The organism is Nonomuraea sp. NPDC049637 (assembly GCF_040675235.1).
Classification (GTDB): domain Bacteria; phylum Actinomycetota; class Actinomycetes; order Streptosporangiales; family Streptosporangiaceae; genus Nonomuraea.
Window position 1 is genome coordinate 1 of record NZ_JBFAOM010000087.1, and the last position, 14,168, is coordinate 14,168.

Here is a 14,168-nt window from a genome sequence, read left to right on the forward strand (position 1 = left end):
GCATGCAGATCGTCACCGCCACGGCCTGGCAGCCCTCGCCCGACCTGGAGCAGGCCGAGGCGCTCCTCGTCCGGCCGGACGGACACCTCGCCTGGGCGGGGCCGATGGAGGCCGAGCAACAGGCCCTGCTGGACTGGACGGGGGCGGCTTGACCCGCCCCGCCACGGCGGGCCCCTGCTGAACGCCGGATGAGCCTGGTCCAGATCGGACGGCGAGGTTTCCAGACTGTCAAACGCTGAGACGTGGCGACCGTCGCGGTTTCCGTCAGGTGCGCGGATCGCCTGCCGTCCCCGCTGCTTGGACATGGAGAGGCGCGGCGGGCGGCAGGGGAGATCTTGACCGGGCAGGGGGCGAAACCTACGCTCGCGGGAGCGTTCCCAAGCCGGCCGCAAGCCGGCCACCCGCGACACCTTCCACAGACGGACGCGCCCCACGCGCGCGGGGAATCCCGGCGATCCGGGCGACGCCGCGCGAGCCGGAGACACAGCCGATCAACGAGGAGTGCTCGTGAGCTCCGAGCCGAGGGCGGCGCCGGCGGCTGCGCTGTGAATGTGTCCTGTCCCAAGGAGCCGCGATGGTGTTTCGGCTCGCTACCGGGGCAGCACCGCAGTGCTCGTTGCCGTCATCGGCCAGCCGATCCGGGCCGTTCACCTCGTAACTGGCCTGCCTCATGTACGACAATCGGCTCAAACGCCCCTGCCACCCTGGACCTATACACGTAGCTTCGTCAGACGGTCGGTGGCCTCGTGTGGGGTCAGGTCGGCGCCCCCTTCATAGGCGCTGTCGTAGTTGGTACGGCCGAGCGACTCCGCGAGCATCTCCGAGAGGCAGCGCAGTTCGGTGTCGCCGTGGTCGAAGGCGCCGCGGATGGCCTGACTCAGGCCGAGCGCGGTGGCCGCGCCTGCCGGATCGCCCTCCAGCAACAGTAGCCTGGCCAGGAGTTGAGCAGCCAAGGGGGCATCCAGGATCGCCTGCGCCGCCTCGACAGCGCGAGGCATCAGTTCGCGGGCGCGTACGGCGTCGCCAGCGGTGAGGAGGTTGGCTACCCGAGCGAGGAGCAGCCGAGGGTCGATGGCCTCCGCCGACTGGGGCAGCTTGCGCAGGAGCGCCTCCATCCGGTCGAGCGCTTGATCGGCGCTTTCTACCTCTCCGGAGCGGCGGTGCAGTTCTGCCTGGATGCCGAGCACCTCGATCTCCAACGCCGGCTGGCCACGCCGCCAGGCCGCTCGTTCGGCGGTGTCGATGTCGCGCCTCGCGCCGGCCAGGTCGCCGGCGCGCATGCGTTCCGTGGCGAGCCCGAGCCGGGTGGAGACCTCATCCTGCGAGCCGAGGTCGGTGGCAATCGCGAGGCTATGCTCGTAGGCGGTGATCGCCTGGTCGTGGTCTCCGGCGATGGCGTGGATCTGGGCCAGGCCGTACAGCGCCTTCGCCGTCCACCACCGATCGCCTGTCTCTTCGAACAGGCGCAGTGCCGTGGTCATCGCGGTCGCGGTGCTCTCCCGGTCGCCCTGTTCGCGATGGCGCATGGCTTCGATCATGAAGGTGCAGGCGATCGCCCAGCGGTCCGGGCCGCTGCGCACCCGGGCGATCTCTTGATCGACCAGCTCGTCCAGCCCGAGTATCGCCGCCATCACCAGCACTATCGTCAGCAGCATCGGATAGCGGCGCAGCGCGCCCGTGCGCGCGCAGTCGCCGATGAGCACGCAGAGCCGCTCGTGGTCAGTGATCGGCCCGCCCTCGACGCCCACCAGGTGGATCGCGGTGAACGCGGCGCGGGCGTCCGCGGGCAGCGCGTCGCCGAACTCGGTGACCTTGGCGATGTAGGTCTCGGCCCGGGCGTCGTAGCGGAGCATGACCCAGTACCAGTACAGCGGTCCGAGCATCCGGGCCGCGGTCTCGGCGTCGTCTCCGTCGATGGCCGTTTGCAGGGCGTACATCAGGTTGTCGTACTCGGCCTGGAACAGCCGCAGCGACTCCGCCTGCTTGTCCGAGCGCAGCAGCGGCTCGTGCGCGTCGGCCAGGTCCGCGAAGTACCGGGTGAGCCCACGCAGGACGGCGTCGGTCTCTCCTGCGAGTCGAAGCTTCCCCGCCGCGTATGCCCGGATGGTTTCCAGCATCCGGTAGCCGTCGCCGGCCCGCTCCACGATGGATTTGTCGACCAGGGAGTCCAGGAGGTAGACGACCTCGTCCGCGGGAAGCGTCTCATCCGCGCAGACCGCTTCGATCACCGCGATACCCGTCCGCGCCGGAAATATCGATATCCGGGCGGCCAGTGTGCGCTCTTGTGAGGTGAGGAGATCCCAGCTCCACTCAATGACCGCATGGAGCGTCTGCTGACGGGGCTGGGCGGTCCGGTTACCGGTGCTGAGCAGCCGGAAGCGGTCATCCAGCCGCCGGGCGATCTGCTCGGCGCTCATGGTCCGCAGGCGTGCCGCGGCCAGTTCCAGGGCGAGCGGCAGCCCGTCCAGCCGGCGCACGATGTCCACGACCGGCCGCGCGGTCGACGCGTCCAGCGCGAAGCCGGGTCGTACGGCTCCCGCCCGGTCGAGGAACAGCCGCACCGCGGCCGATGCGGAGCCACGATCGCGATCCGCGTGCGCCGGGGGGAGGCCGAGGGGTCCCAGGCGGCACAGCGCCTCACCCATGACGTCCAGCGGTTCCCGGCTCGTGGCGAGAATGGTCAGGTCCGGCTGGCGCTCCAGCAACTGCCCGGCGAACTCCGCGACGGCTCCGGAGATCTGTTCGCAGTTGTCCAGAACCAGCACGCCTTCACCACCGGCGAGCAGGTTGACCACCCGCTCCAGTAGCGTGCCGGCCGGCTGGGCTCCGGCGAGGCTGATCGTGCTCAGCACCGCCTCCACCAGCCCGTCGACCGTGTTCACCGCGGCCAGGGAGACCAGCCAGGCCCGGCCTCGCTGATGGACCCGATGCCGGCTCACGGCCTCCACGGCCAGCCGGGTCTTGCCCACTCCCCCGGGGCCCACGACGGTGACCAGCCGGGAGGACTCCAGCAACCCGGCCAGCAACCTCAGCTCCTCCTGCCTGCCGACGAAGCTGGTCAGCGGGGCGGGCAGACGTCCTGGCACTGCGTGCGGCCGAGCCTGTCGCGCCTGGGGGTACTCCCGCTCACCCCGCAGTACGGCGAGGTAGGTCTCGCGGAGGTCCTCGGAGGGGTCGACGCCCAGTTCCTCGGCGAGGGTGCCGCGGACCTGGTCGAACACGGCCAGCGCGTCGAACTGGCGGCCTGCCGCCTGCAACGCTCGCATGCGCAATCCGGCCAGGCGTTCGCGCAGCGGGTGACCGGCGGCCATCGCCGCCATATCGGCCAAGATCTCGTCGTGGTGGCCCAGTCGCAGCTCCGCCTCGAAACGGTCTTCCATGGCCGCGACCCGTAGCTCGTCCAGCCGCGCGCCGGCCGTGGCGGCGAAGGGGGTGTCACGCACGTCGGCCAGCGCGCCTCCCCTCCACAGCGCCAGCGCCTCGTCCAGCAGCCAGGCCGCTCGCCGCACGTCACCCGCGGCCAGTTCGCGACCGCCCCGCTTCGCCTTCTCCTCGAACCGACAGGCGTCGACGTCCTCGGCGCGTACGTGCAGGCGGTACCCGCCGGCCGCCCTCTCCACGACCTCGGCCTCGCCCAGAGCTTTGCGCAGCCGATGCACCAGTCCATGCAGTGCGTTGACGGTGCCCCCGCGCGGATGCTCCCCCCACAGGCCGTCAACGAGCGCGTCGACCGGCACCATCTCGCCCTCGGCCAGAGCCAGTCGGGCCAGCAGCGCTCGGACCATGACGCCGCCGACCTCGATCGGCGTGCCGTCGTCGGCACAGGCCCGGACCGGTCCCAGCAACTCCATCCGCATGCACAAAGGCTATGAGCACAACGACGCGCACGTGCCGTTTGAAAGTGGCGCCATACCGGCTAAAAGAGCGTTCTAAGACGCATGTAAGCGCCGGTGGACACCCTGGAGGACGTACGGAAGAAACGTCCGAAAGGCAGTGCAATGGCAGCACACGAGAACGTGCAGCAGGTGCTCGACTGGTCGGTGGCCGAGGTCGGCATTCCCGGCATCGTCGCCGAGGTCAAAGACGGCGACCGCACCTGGTTCGGCACCGCTGGCGTGGCCGACATCACAACCGGCTCCCCGCGCGTGCCGGGCGAGTACTTTCACGCCGGCAGCAGCGGCAAGGCCTTCACGGCCGCGACGCTTCTGGCCCTGGAGGCCGAGGCCGGCCTCAGCCTCGACGACCCGGTCAACGCCCACCTGCCCGGCGTGCTGGACGTCAACGGCTACGACGGCGACAAGATCACCATCAGGCACCTGCTCAGCAACACCAGCGGCCTGTTCGCCACCGGCCTGGCCCCGGAGGTCAGCCACCGCTACGCCACCCGCTCCGGATTCGACCGGCATCGCTTCGACACCTTCAGCACCGAGGAGCTGCTGCGGGTGGCGGTGTCCCAGCCGCCGGTCGGTGCGCCCGGCGAACGCTTCGAGTACGCCAACGGCGGCTTCTACATCGCCGGCGCGATCATCGAGAAGGTCGCCGGCAACAGCTACGCCGACGAGGTCGACCGCCGGGTCGTCCAGCCGCTCGGCCTGACCCACACCCGCGTGCGCCCCCCCACCGAGACCGGTTACCCCAGTCCGCATCCGCGCGGCTACTCCCACCAGTTCCTCAAGGACGGCGCCGACCCGGCAGCGGTCACCCCAGAGAACTGGCAATCGCTGATGGAGGAGCCCGGCCTGCCGCCTCTGGACGTCACCGAGTTCAACTCCTCCCCGGGCTACGCGGCCGGCAACATCGTCACCACTACGACGGATATGATCCGCTTCTTCAACGCGATGACCACCGGCAGCCTGCTTCCGCCCTCCCAGCATCGGCAGATGTGGACCACCGTCTCCACCGAGGGCAGCTACTGGATGCCGCACACCCGCTACGGCCTGGGCCTGTTCGAATTCGACGAGCAGGCGACCGGCGGCCGGACGTTGCGCGGCGTCGGCGGCAGCTTCTGGGGCTCCTATTTCTTCGCGGTCGGCACTCCCGATGGCCGGCACACCGTCGCCGTGCACACCAACACCGAGTGGAAGTCCTGGGACCCCATGTTCAAAGTCATCGAAGCGGAGTTCGGCGTTTCCATCGGTGCGTAAGCACGCCGCCCGCCACCGACCCCCGCTGAAAGTGGACCATCAATGGATACCTTTGACACACCGGAGCCGATCGTCGCCGTCGTGTCGTTCACCGCGGCCGACATCCGCATCAGCGCGACCCAGCGCACCGACACCACCGTCGAGGTACGGCCGGCCGATCCGGCCGACGCCACCGACGTCGCGGCCGCCGAACGCGCCCGCGTCACCTACGCGGGCGGCCGCCTGACGGTCAAGGACCGCTCGAGCATCCGATCCCTGCCCGGCTGCGTCGCGGTGACGGTCGAGCTGCCCAGCGGCTCGGCGCTCGACATCAGCCTCCGCGACGGGCACCTGAACGGCCAGGGCCGCCTGGGCGAGGTACGGGCCCACGTCTCCCGTGGCCACATCCACCTCGCCCGCACCGGCGAGTCGCGCCTGAGCACCGACGACGGCGACATCACCGTGGCCACGTCCGGGGGCACGGCTGCCCTCACCACCGCCCGCGGCCAGATCAAGGTCGGCGAGAGCATCGGCGCCACCGTGATCGGCAACGGCGCCGGGGACGTCACGGTGGACCGGGCCGCCGACGGCCTGCGCGTGACCGTCGAGCAAGGCGCCGTCAAGGTCGGCGCGATGGCGCGCGGGCGCGCCGATCTGGACGTCGGCGCCGGGACGATCGACGTCGGGATCCCGGACGGCAGCGCCGTACTGCTGGACGCCAAAACCACGCTCGGCAGGGTCCGCGACAACCTGGGCGACGACCCCGGGATGTCGGCCGGCAACACCGTCGAGCTCCACGCCCACGTCGCCCAGGGCGACATCCTGCTCCACCGTGTCACCAGCTAACTCACGGATTTCCCCATGCGAACACTTCACTTGCATGAAAGGCGATCGACCCATGATCAAGACCCTCCGCACCGCCGCCTGCCTGCTCGCCGCCGCAGCTGCCGTGACCGTGAGCGCGTCGCCGGCGGCGGCCGACGACCACGCCGGACTCCAGCGGGTGCTTGACCAAGCCGTGGCTGACGGCATGCCGGGCGCCATGGCCGACGTCCGCGACGGCCGCAGGTCATGGTTCGGTACGGCAGGCGTGGCCGACACCGAGACCGGCCGCAAGCGCAGCCGGCAGGACTACTTCCGGGCCGGCAGCACCACCAAGACATTCGTCGCTGTCGTGGTGTTGAAGCTGGCGGCCGAGGGCCGGCTGAGCCTGGATGACACCGTGGACAAGTGGCTGCCCGGCGTGGTGAAGGGCAACGGCCACGACGGCAGCAAGATCACCATCCGGCAGCTGCTCAACCAGACCAGCGGCATCTTCCCCTACACCTCGGACGCGGACCTGGCGACCAGACAGTGGAGCACCGCCTTCCTCAAGGTCCGTTTCAACAGCTACCGTCCCGAGGACCTGGTGAAGACAGCCATGGGCAACCCACCCTCCTTCGAGCCTGGCAAGGGGTGGGGCTACTCCAACACCAACTTCATCCTCGCCGGGATGATCATCGAGAAGGTCACCGGCAGGTCCTACGCCGACGAGATCAACCGGCGCATCATCCGCCCGCTCGGCCTGAGGAAGACGTACCTGCCGGGCGAAGTCACGAAGCTGCGCAAGCCGCACGCACGGCACTACGTCAAGTTCCTGGTCGGCGAGGACACCACAACCCCCTACGACCTCACCGACATGAACCCCTCCTGGGCCGGGGCAGCCGGCAGCATCGTCTCGACCATGAGCGACCTGCACACCTTCTATCGGGCAGTGCTGAGCGGCCGTGTGCTGCCGCCCGCACAGCAAAAGGAGATGTTCACCACCGTCTCCACCAAGGGCGTGCACTGGATCGACAACACCGCCTACGGGCTCGGCGTCTTCTCCCAGAAGCTGTCCTGCGGCGCGACGGTCTGGGGCAACGGCGGCAGGATCCACGGCTCCTGGACGTACGCGATGGGCACCCGGGACGGCAAGCACATGGTCGTCACCAACATCAACGGCGACTGGGACAACCCGATCAGCATCCTCACCAAGGAAATGGAAGCGGAGATGTGCCCGCCGAATTCCCGGTAATCACTCGATATCACCGGCTCATCCGGCCTCACAAGCACGAGGCCCGATGAGCTCGCGCACCGCATGCGACTCGGCGGACACCTTCCCGGCCATGCCGAACCTGGAGCGCGCCGGCAGCAGCCGGGCTGTGAGTCCCGGTGGTCAATGGCCAGGAAATTCCGGCGCGGTCTCGGCGCGGCGGGCGGCGTCCTGGTCGGGATGCTCCGGCGCGCCGGCGACGAACCGCTGGTCGCCCTCCAGCAGCATCGCCAAGGCATCATCGGGCGTCAGCGTCAGCATCTCGGTCATGACCGCACGCTACCGGGACTGCTGAACCGGCTCCGCGCAGACGCCCCGCCGGCGCCTCGGAGATCACGCGGCCAGCTCAACGTCGGTGAAGTCGACCTCCTACAGCAGGGGGTCGAACGGATCCGGCCGATGGCGCAGCTCGTCAGTGGCGTACGCGCCGAAGCGGCTGATGTGGGCCCGCAGGTAGGGCGCGATCTGGCCGAGCTGGTCGGCGGTGATGCTCCAGCCCTCGGCAACCAGCTGCCGCACGACGTCGGAGATGTCCAGGGCGTTGTGGAAGACGACCAGGTTGGCCAGCAGCGTGTTGAACTTAATCAGTTTCTCCTGCTCTTCGGGGTCGTTGTCGGCCAGCACCCCGCCGAAGCCGAGCCACTTGGAAAATCCGTTGTAGGACTCGACCTTGTTGGTCGCCGCGGTGACCCGCGCCCGCAGCGCCGGGTCGGCCAGATACCGCAGCATTGTGTGGAATCTGATTTGTCAAGCGTGGCCCTGCGGCTCGGCAGTGGATATCGGCTGGCCGGTTTCGCGATGAACCTGGACAATCGCCTGTCGTGATGGGCATCTCCGGCTTCGAGCCGACCTTCCTCGTCGGACTCAAAGCCATCAGCGAGGAACACGGACCGGGCCTGGCCGCGCTGGTCGGCCGGTGCCTGACCGGGTTCGCGCTCGTGCGTTTCGTCGAGGACGGGGACTGGTATGCCGACTGCCCCGTCGTCCTGGACTTCGACGGCGTCCAGGTAGAGATCAGCCACTCGAAGTTCGATGAGCTGTCGATCGGCTGGAACACCATCGACACGACGGCTGCGATCGCCGGCTGGGAGTGGTTCGAGCTGACTCCGGCGTGGTCCGGAGCCGATGAACAGCTTGAGCCGTTCATCGGCCAGGAGCTGCGCGAGGTGGCGCTGCTTGAGTGGCGGCCATCACGTCGCGATATGGCGGCTGGGACCCTCGCTGTGGAGTTCGTGTTCGACAACACTGGCCGCTTCCATATCGCCAACGCTCTTGATGAGAACAGCATCGAGGTCGGCGACGCCCACCCGCAGTGGGTGCGGCACCCACTCGGCTGCGGCGCGGCCTGACCAGGTCGGCCTCCGGTTGATCTCGATGACCGGCAGCAGGGTCGCCTGGGCCGGGGCACTGATGTGCCGGGTGTGGGCCCGGCGGGGGTGGGGGTGTCGGCGAGTTGGCCGAGCAGCCGGTCCAGGGCAGCCTGGCCGTCGTCGACCGCGGCGCGTTCGTCGTCGGTGAGGGGGATGGCGGCAAGCATGTGTTGCAGGTTGTCCTTGGCCTCCAGCAGCAGCGCCTTGGAGGAGTCCTTCGGGGTGTAGAAGTCGCATTTGGCGCAGGCCATCCGGTGCTGGCACTGCTCGAAGAAGGTGTGGTTGCAGAACCCGTGTCCCAGGTCGGAGTACTGCCACGGCTCGCCGGCGGCCGCGGCCCCGTTCTCGACGGCTTCCCGGTCGACCAGGACCTCGATGGTTCGGACGTTGCGTTCGAAGTAGCCCGCGTCGCGGTAGGCCCTGGACAATGTGTTCGGGGTGATCTTGGCGTAGTGCTGGGTGGTGTCGGCCGACTTGTGCCCGAGCCAGGCCTGAAGCTCGAACAGGGGCATCGGCTCCTTGGCGTTGTAGAGCTGCGTGGCGATGGTGGAGCGGGCCCGGTGGCTGGTGATGTTGCCGCGGACGTCGGTGCTCGGCACTCCGGCCTTCCGGCAGAGGGAGGGGATGACCGCGCTGTCGATGTAGGTCTTGGCCATGCGCTTGGCGCGGTGGGCGAACAGGAAGTGGACCTGCTCAGAGGTCTTGCGGTCCAGCATGGCCGGCTGCTGGGGCCGGACGGTCTGCCACGCCTCGATCGCCTGGCCGAGCAGCGGGTCGACGGGTTTGGTGAACGCGGTGCCGGTCTTGTGCGTGGGGACGTCCAGGAGGCAGACCGCCTCGGTGGCCAGCACGTCACGTCGTCGGCGGAGATCGGGACGCCGTCGTGCTGCCATCGGATGCATCCGACGCGCAGCCGGGAGATCTCGTCACTGCGCAGGCCGCCGAACAGCCAGGTGAGCGTGACCGCTCGGATCAGCTCCATCGGGTAGCCCAGCCCGTAGGTGTGGTCGGACAGTCCTCGGGTTCGAGGTTGAGCCCGGCCCAGAGGGATGCTCTGCCGCGAGCCATCGTGCCGCCTTGGCAATGATCGTCCGATAGGTGCCCCTGACCTTGGGAGACAGCGTGGAGGTGGCATGCCAGCGTTCGATCATCTCCACCCATGCGTCGGGGACGCCGTCGATGTCGGGCGTCACCGCGTGAATCGGCTTGGGTGGCGGGCCTGCGTGGCCGAGCGCGAGAGCGAGGACCTCAGATCCTGGTGTCCCGGCCCGGGTGCTCGAGAGGCTCCAAGTTGCGCCCGGCCCGCATTCCGATGGCGTGCCGGCCTACCTCCCCTGCCCGCCGAGACAGCTCAAGTGGGTGAAGGATCAAGGGCCGTCACATCATGCGGCTGGGGTGCGTCGACGCCCTCGATGCGCGGCACGCAGCCGCGTCAGCCAGTTGATGTGACGCTCGGGCCCCAGGTGGCCTGGCTGAACTCGAAGGCCTGGCGGTAGGCGCAGTCCCAGCACTTCTCGCCGTCGCGGGGTCGCGCACGTATCGCAGGTGACGGGGGCCCGCTGATGAACTGAGCCCCCGCTTCGTAACAGCAGGCCGCCAGGAGCGGAATCGCGTACGTGAGTCTTGTCCGACGCGCTCTCCGGCCGCTGTCTCGCCCACCCGACCTGCGGCCTCCACGGTCGATGTGGTGGTGGGCTCTGCCTGCGGCGCTGCTGGTCGCGCGGCGGTCTGGGGCGTCAGCGCCTGGCTGCTGCAGGATCTGGGCACGCTGCCCGTTCCCGAGCGGATCTCCGCCCGGATCGAGGCCGTCCGTACCGCGCCGGCGGCCGGCGCCGGCGTCGGCGCCGCGGTGACACTCCTGCTGGCCGTACGCCGCCAACGGCACCAGGAACTGACTACCGCGGGCACACCGGTTGGTCGGCGCGGGCCTGCACTCCTGCGGGGCCATGGTCGCCCCGCAGAAGCCTCACTGTCAGCCTCCCGCCATCTCCTCGGCGTGCTCCTTGTCGTGCCCTCCCTCATCCACGAGTGTGCAGGGCCGCACGGAGCTACCCGCCTTGGCCAGCCAGGCCCCCAGGCTCCAGCTGACCCCCGGATCGTTGCCGAGCCTGAACTCCAGCACCAGGGTCTCTCCGGGCCTCATGAACTTCGGGGAGATCCTGAACTTGCCCTTGGAGATGGGGCGGATGACGTCCCTGGACCGCCAGTTCTCTGGCCGGTAGAACTCCTTACGTTGCTCCGCGGTCAAGTTCTTGGGGTTGGGCGAGCCATACATATGGTCCGCGCCGACGAACCGGCCGGACGCGCACTTCTTGTCCCGTGGGTTGTAGGTGACGTCGGCCTTGATGCCCTGGGCGTTCAGCGCGGTCTGCAAGCCTTCGGGATCCTGCAGCTCGTTGATCGTCACGATCAGCGTGCCGTCGGGGTTCTTCGCCACCGCGTAAGCGGGCTCGCCGTCCCCGATCATCAGCGGTGCGGCGACAACGGCCACCGCGACGCCGGCCGCGACCAGCAGCCGTGGGCCGGTGAAGATCGCCCGGCCTCCCCCGAAGATGCGCCGGCGCGTGGGCGGGCCGTCCATTCCGTCCAGCAGCCGCCGCCGCGCTCCGGCGAGGTCGTCCGGAGTGCCCGGGGGAGTCACCCACATGGTTTTGAGCTCGTCCATCATTCTGCTCCTCGTTCTAGTGCCTGACGAACCCGGGTGCGGGCCCGGTTGAGTCGCGATCGCACGGTTCCCACAGGGATGGCAAGTGCGTCCGCGACCTCCTGGTAGCTCAGTTCGGCCCAGGCGACGAGCAGCAGCACATCGCGATCGGCTCGATTGAGTTTCAGCAACGCCCGTGCCAGCGGCCGGTTGACGGCCAGGGTGCCGACCCCGTCCTCGACCGGTGCGCCGGACACCTCCGCCGGATGCACCCCACTGCGGATGTAGGCGCGGTAGAGGCTCATCTCGGTGCGCCGATGCTTGCCGATCAAATTGGAGGCGATGCCGTACAGCCATGGGCGGGCGTTGGCGCGGGCCTTGTCGTAATCGCCCCGGCGCTGGAAGGCGGTCAGAAAGGTGTCGGCCACGACGTCCTCGGCCTGGCTGGGACCCAGTCGCCGGACCACGTAGCCATGGAGGTACGGCGCATGCCGGTCGAATAAAACGGCGAAGGTCTCCGGCTCGTTCAGCGACCTCTCGATGAGGGTCGCATCGTCAGCCTTGATGACGTCGCGTATGGGGTCATGCATGTCGACCCCTTCTTGGCGTATGCCGGTCACACGTACTCTTGTCGCGCCAGACCGAAATGGTTCACGCCTGTCTTCGACCCGAACCGATGAAGTGTCCGGGCCATACCCCGCAACGGCGCTGTCGGGCAACACCGCCTACTCGTCCGCCTCCCCGAGGACATAGTGAAGTCTTCGCCCGGTTCACCGAGCAGGTGCAGGCGCGGATGGCCGGTACGCGGATGGCCGGTACGCGGATGGCCGGTACGCGGATGGCCGGTACGCGGATGGCGTCGCGGGACGCGTAGGCGGCCTGGACGCACGGGGTGTGCAGGCGTCGGTGACTACGCCGGCTCCGTCCTCGTAGCAGTCCGGCCCGAACGCACCATCTGCATGCCCTTCCTCGAAGGCCTCGCCACCGCTCCTGGTGGCCGGCAGATCCTCCTGGATGACGTGCATCGTCGTGTCCCGCTCTGCGGTCTTCTTCGACGCCCTCGTTCGGAAACCTCACATGTTGGGGGCAACGCCTACCTCGCTGACCGGAAGAACATTGTCAGCAAGAGCAAGGGGCTTGCCGACGAGGGCATCCATACCGCTGGTAACTGCAGTCATTTGATCACGCCGCATGGGCAGGGTGCTGGGAAGCCCTTCTTGGCCTGGATGGAAGCTTTCCTTGCCTTCGGCCTTGGCCGGTACTGCCCGACCACACTGGCACCGCTCGCCGCGGCGATGAACAGATTCCGATAAAACCTCGCTCCGCGGAGGCGTCCCTCCTCAATACTGGCGCCCAGTTCTCCTGGCCCACACCGGCAATCAGGTCCAGCACCCTGGGGGCCGGCCAGTCGCGGTAGTCCGTCTTCCGCTCTTGCAAGGGCGTGTCATGGACACGCAGAGGCAGTCATGTCGGAACCGAACCCGAGCGGCGAACACCCGTTCGCGCGTGGCCCCGTAACAGGGGCGCGGAACAGGCCACGGTGGATGGCGCGGATCCAGGTTCTGACCGGCCGTCAACGAGCGGTACTCCTCGGCGTGATCGGTGTCGTCATCGTGGCGCTGGTGGCCGAACTCATCTCTCTCACCTCCTCGTCCTCCGATTCTGAGAAGGCCCAGGCAGCTCGGCGAAACCTCCAGCCGTTCCGGGAAGCCGTTGACCAGCTGGCCGATGCCCCTGGCCTGCGCTACAAGGACACCTCGGCCTACGACATCACCGAGAATGACATCACCGTCACCGCCAGCGGCAGCCAGTTCGGCACCACCACCTCGGGGCGCAACACTGACCACGGTCAGGACGTGCTGCGCATCGGCGGCAAGACGTTCATGCGGTGGCAGGTCGACCCCGCCCCCAGAACGGACGTGCCGGCGGGCGAGAAGGCGCCGCCCAGCGAGTGGGCCGTGGGGATGGACGACGGCTCCGAGCTGATGGACGAGGCGCTGGCCCGCACCATCGCCCCCTCCAAGCTGGCGGCCGTGCTGGACACAGCCCTGACCGACCTGGAGAAGTCACCGCAGCCAGCGGACGAGCCGAAGACGTCGAGCACCTCCGGGCAGCAGCCGCTGAGCGTGAACGGAACGCCCGCGCCCAGCATCGACACCTCTGCCGGGCGTTTGCTGGTAACGAAGGACAAGCCGCATCGGGTGCTGCGGCTGGAGGCATACGACCTGCGCAAGGACCTCGCCCGGGCGAGGGAACAGATCGAGCGTGGAGAGGAACTGACCGCCCCCGCAAGGTGACCATCGGGCCCCTGGCACCCGGCGACGCCGAGGGCATGGACCTGACCCCGATCCTCACCGAAGCTGCCGTCGACAAGATGTTCGACACCCTCGTCGAGTACGCCGACCAGCTCAAGAACGCGACCGACCATGGCATCACCTTCACCCTCGACGGCGCAGGCGAGATGGACTGTAGCCCGTCGGGCTGCACCGCCAGCCAGAACTTCACCGGAAGGAACGCGTCACCCAGGGCGAGGTCACCGCCGTGATGAGCGCCACCTTCTCCATTGACACCCCCTGACCCACCACGGCCGCCTGCAACCCGCCATCACCGCCGCCGAAGGCCGCCTGCTGGCCACCGCCCACACCGACGGCGGCTGGGGACAAACCCCCGCCGGAGCCCAGCGACCCGATCAGCACCGCCTACACCCTCACCGCCCTGGCACCTGCCCACCAGCACACCGCCACCATCAAGCGCGGCCTGGCCTACCTGCTGCGCCACCAGGACGCCGACGGCGGCTACACCACCTCCATCTCCGACCAAGCCGCACCACGCCAGGATCGTGCTCGGCGATGATCCCCCCGAGGCCGGGGCCCGGTGGTGAACGCGGATACGGCACAACGGGCCACCCGCGTGGCATCGGCCCTGGCCCCCCGGGCGGCCGGACGTCGACGCCGGTC

At 68.8% G+C, this 14,168-nt stretch carries 12 protein-coding genes and 1 pseudogene; 7 read left to right on the forward strand and 6 right to left on the reverse strand.

The window, feature by feature from the left end:
* Positions 1 to 2 precede the first annotated feature (2 nt).
* Positions 3 to 152, forward strand: coding sequence for a hypothetical protein (locus AB0J71_RS48625; RefSeq protein WP_352330002.1), 150 nt, complete (start codon positions 3 to 5; stop codon positions 150 to 152).
* A gap of 558 nt (positions 153 to 710) precedes the next feature.
* Here the strand turns inward: AB0J71_RS48625 and AB0J71_RS48630 are convergent.
* Positions 711 to 3,857 (reverse strand): BTAD domain-containing putative transcriptional regulator, encoded by a 3,147-nt coding sequence (locus AB0J71_RS48630; protein ID WP_364421143.1) that lies wholly within the window; start codon positions 3,855 to 3,857, stop codon positions 711 to 713.
* Between the two features lie 93 nt (positions 3,858 to 3,950).
* Here AB0J71_RS48630 and AB0J71_RS48635 point away from each other — a divergent pair, with 93 nt between their 5' ends.
* The 3 genes from AB0J71_RS48635 to AB0J71_RS48645 are packed head-to-tail and all read left to right on the forward strand — an operon-like array spanning position 3,951 to position 7,179.
* Entirely contained in the window at positions 3,951 to 5,144 is a 1,194-nt protein-coding gene (locus AB0J71_RS48635) for a serine hydrolase domain-containing protein (protein WP_364421146.1), read from the forward strand.
* 42 nt (positions 5,145 to 5,186) lie between these two features.
* Positions 5,187 to 5,969: a DUF4097 family beta strand repeat-containing protein gene (locus AB0J71_RS48640; protein ID WP_364393498.1), complete on the forward strand. Its 783-nt coding sequence runs from the start codon at positions 5,187 to 5,189 to the stop codon at positions 5,967 to 5,969.
* Positions 5,970 to 6,021: 52 nt separating this feature from the next.
* Positions 6,022 to 7,179: a serine hydrolase domain-containing protein gene (locus AB0J71_RS48645; protein ID WP_352330666.1), complete on the forward strand. Its 1,158-nt coding sequence runs from the start codon at positions 6,022 to 6,024 to the stop codon at positions 7,177 to 7,179.
* Positions 7,180 to 7,320: 141 nt separating this feature from the next.
* On the opposite strand, the gene AB0J71_RS48650 is transcribed toward AB0J71_RS48645, so the two are convergent.
* Both AB0J71_RS48650 and AB0J71_RS48655 read right to left on the reverse strand, forming a co-directional pair.
* A complete protein-coding gene (locus tag AB0J71_RS48650; protein ID WP_352330667.1) occupies positions 7,321 to 7,467 on the reverse strand; it encodes a hypothetical protein in 147 nt (48 codons plus the stop codon).
* 99 nt (positions 7,468 to 7,566) lie between these two features.
* On the reverse strand, positions 7,567 to 7,926 hold the full coding sequence (locus AB0J71_RS48655) for a Tn3 family transposase (RefSeq protein ID WP_364421148.1): 360 nt from the start codon (positions 7,924 to 7,926) through the stop codon (positions 7,567 to 7,569).
* Between the two features lie 92 nt (positions 7,927 to 8,018).
* On the opposite strand from AB0J71_RS48655, the gene AB0J71_RS48660 reads away from it, so the two are divergent.
* A complete protein-coding gene (locus AB0J71_RS48660) occupies positions 8,019 to 8,546 on the forward strand; it encodes a hypothetical protein (protein ID WP_364421157.1) in 528 nt (175 codons plus the stop codon).
* Positions 8,547 to 9,064: 518 nt separating this feature from the next.
* Here AB0J71_RS48660 and AB0J71_RS48665 read toward each other — a convergent pair.
* From AB0J71_RS48665 to AB0J71_RS48675, 3 genes and pseudogenes are all read right to left on the reverse strand, one after another.
* Positions 9,065 to 9,469 (reverse strand): annotated as a pseudogene (locus AB0J71_RS48665) (hypothetical protein); the annotation flags it as partial.
* Positions 9,470 to 10,539: 1,070 nt separating this feature from the next.
* Positions 10,540 to 11,235, reverse strand: a complete 696-nt coding sequence (locus tag AB0J71_RS48670; RefSeq protein WP_364421150.1) for a hypothetical protein — start codon at positions 11,233 to 11,235, stop codon at positions 10,540 to 10,542.
* Positions 11,232 to 11,801 carry an RNA polymerase sigma factor gene (locus AB0J71_RS48675; RefSeq protein ID WP_352326681.1) on the reverse strand — a complete coding sequence of 190 codons (570 nt, stop codon included), beginning with the start codon at positions 11,799 to 11,801 and terminating at the stop codon, positions 11,232 to 11,234. Before AB0J71_RS48675 ends, AB0J71_RS48670 begins: the two co-directional genes overlap by 4 nt.
* Positions 11,802 to 12,755: 954 nt before the next feature.
* Here AB0J71_RS48675 and AB0J71_RS48680 point away from each other — a divergent pair.
* Positions 12,756 to 13,508 (forward strand): hypothetical protein, encoded by a 753-nt coding sequence (locus tag AB0J71_RS48680; RefSeq protein WP_364421153.1) that lies wholly within the window; start codon positions 12,756 to 12,758, stop codon positions 13,506 to 13,508.
* Positions 13,505 to 13,756, forward strand: a complete 252-nt coding sequence (locus AB0J71_RS48685; RefSeq protein ID WP_364421155.1) for a hypothetical protein — start codon at positions 13,505 to 13,507, stop codon at positions 13,754 to 13,756. The genes AB0J71_RS48680 and AB0J71_RS48685 overlap by 4 nt, the downstream gene beginning before the upstream one ends.
* Positions 13,757 to 14,168: the final 412 nt, after the last annotated feature.

Excerpts from the sequence above, each read along its gene's own strand:
- AB0J71_RS48625 (WP_352330002.1), top strand. The coding sequence starts at position 3 with ATGCAGATCGTCACCGCCACGGCCTGGCAGCCCTCGCCCGACCTGGAG.
- AB0J71_RS48630 (WP_364421143.1), bottom strand. The coding sequence starts at position 3,857 with ATGCGGATGGAGTTGCTGGGACCGGTCCGGGCCTGTGCCGACGACGGC.
- AB0J71_RS48640 (WP_364393498.1), top strand. The coding sequence starts at position 5,187 with ATGGATACCTTTGACACACCGGAGCCGATCGTCGCCGTCGTGTCGTTC.
- AB0J71_RS48645 (WP_352330666.1), top strand. The coding sequence starts at position 6,022 with ATGATCAAGACCCTCCGCACCGCCGCCTGCCTGCTCGCCGCCGCAGCT.
- AB0J71_RS48650 (WP_352330667.1), bottom strand. The coding sequence starts at position 7,467 with ATGACCGAGATGCTGACGCTGACGCCCGATGATGCCTTGGCGATGCTG.
- AB0J71_RS48655 (WP_364421148.1), bottom strand. The coding sequence starts at position 7,926 with ATGCTGCGGTATCTGGCCGACCCGGCGCTGCGGGCGCGGGTCACCGCG.
- AB0J71_RS48670 (WP_364421150.1), bottom strand. The coding sequence starts at position 11,235 with ATGATGGACGAGCTCAAAACCATGTGGGTGACTCCCCCGGGCACTCCG.
- AB0J71_RS48675 (WP_352326681.1), bottom strand. The coding sequence starts at position 11,801 with ATGCATGACCCCATACGCGACGTCATCAAGGCTGACGATGCGACCCTC.
- AB0J71_RS48680 (WP_364421153.1), top strand. The coding sequence starts at position 12,756 with ATGGCGCGGATCCAGGTTCTGACCGGCCGTCAACGAGCGGTACTCCTC.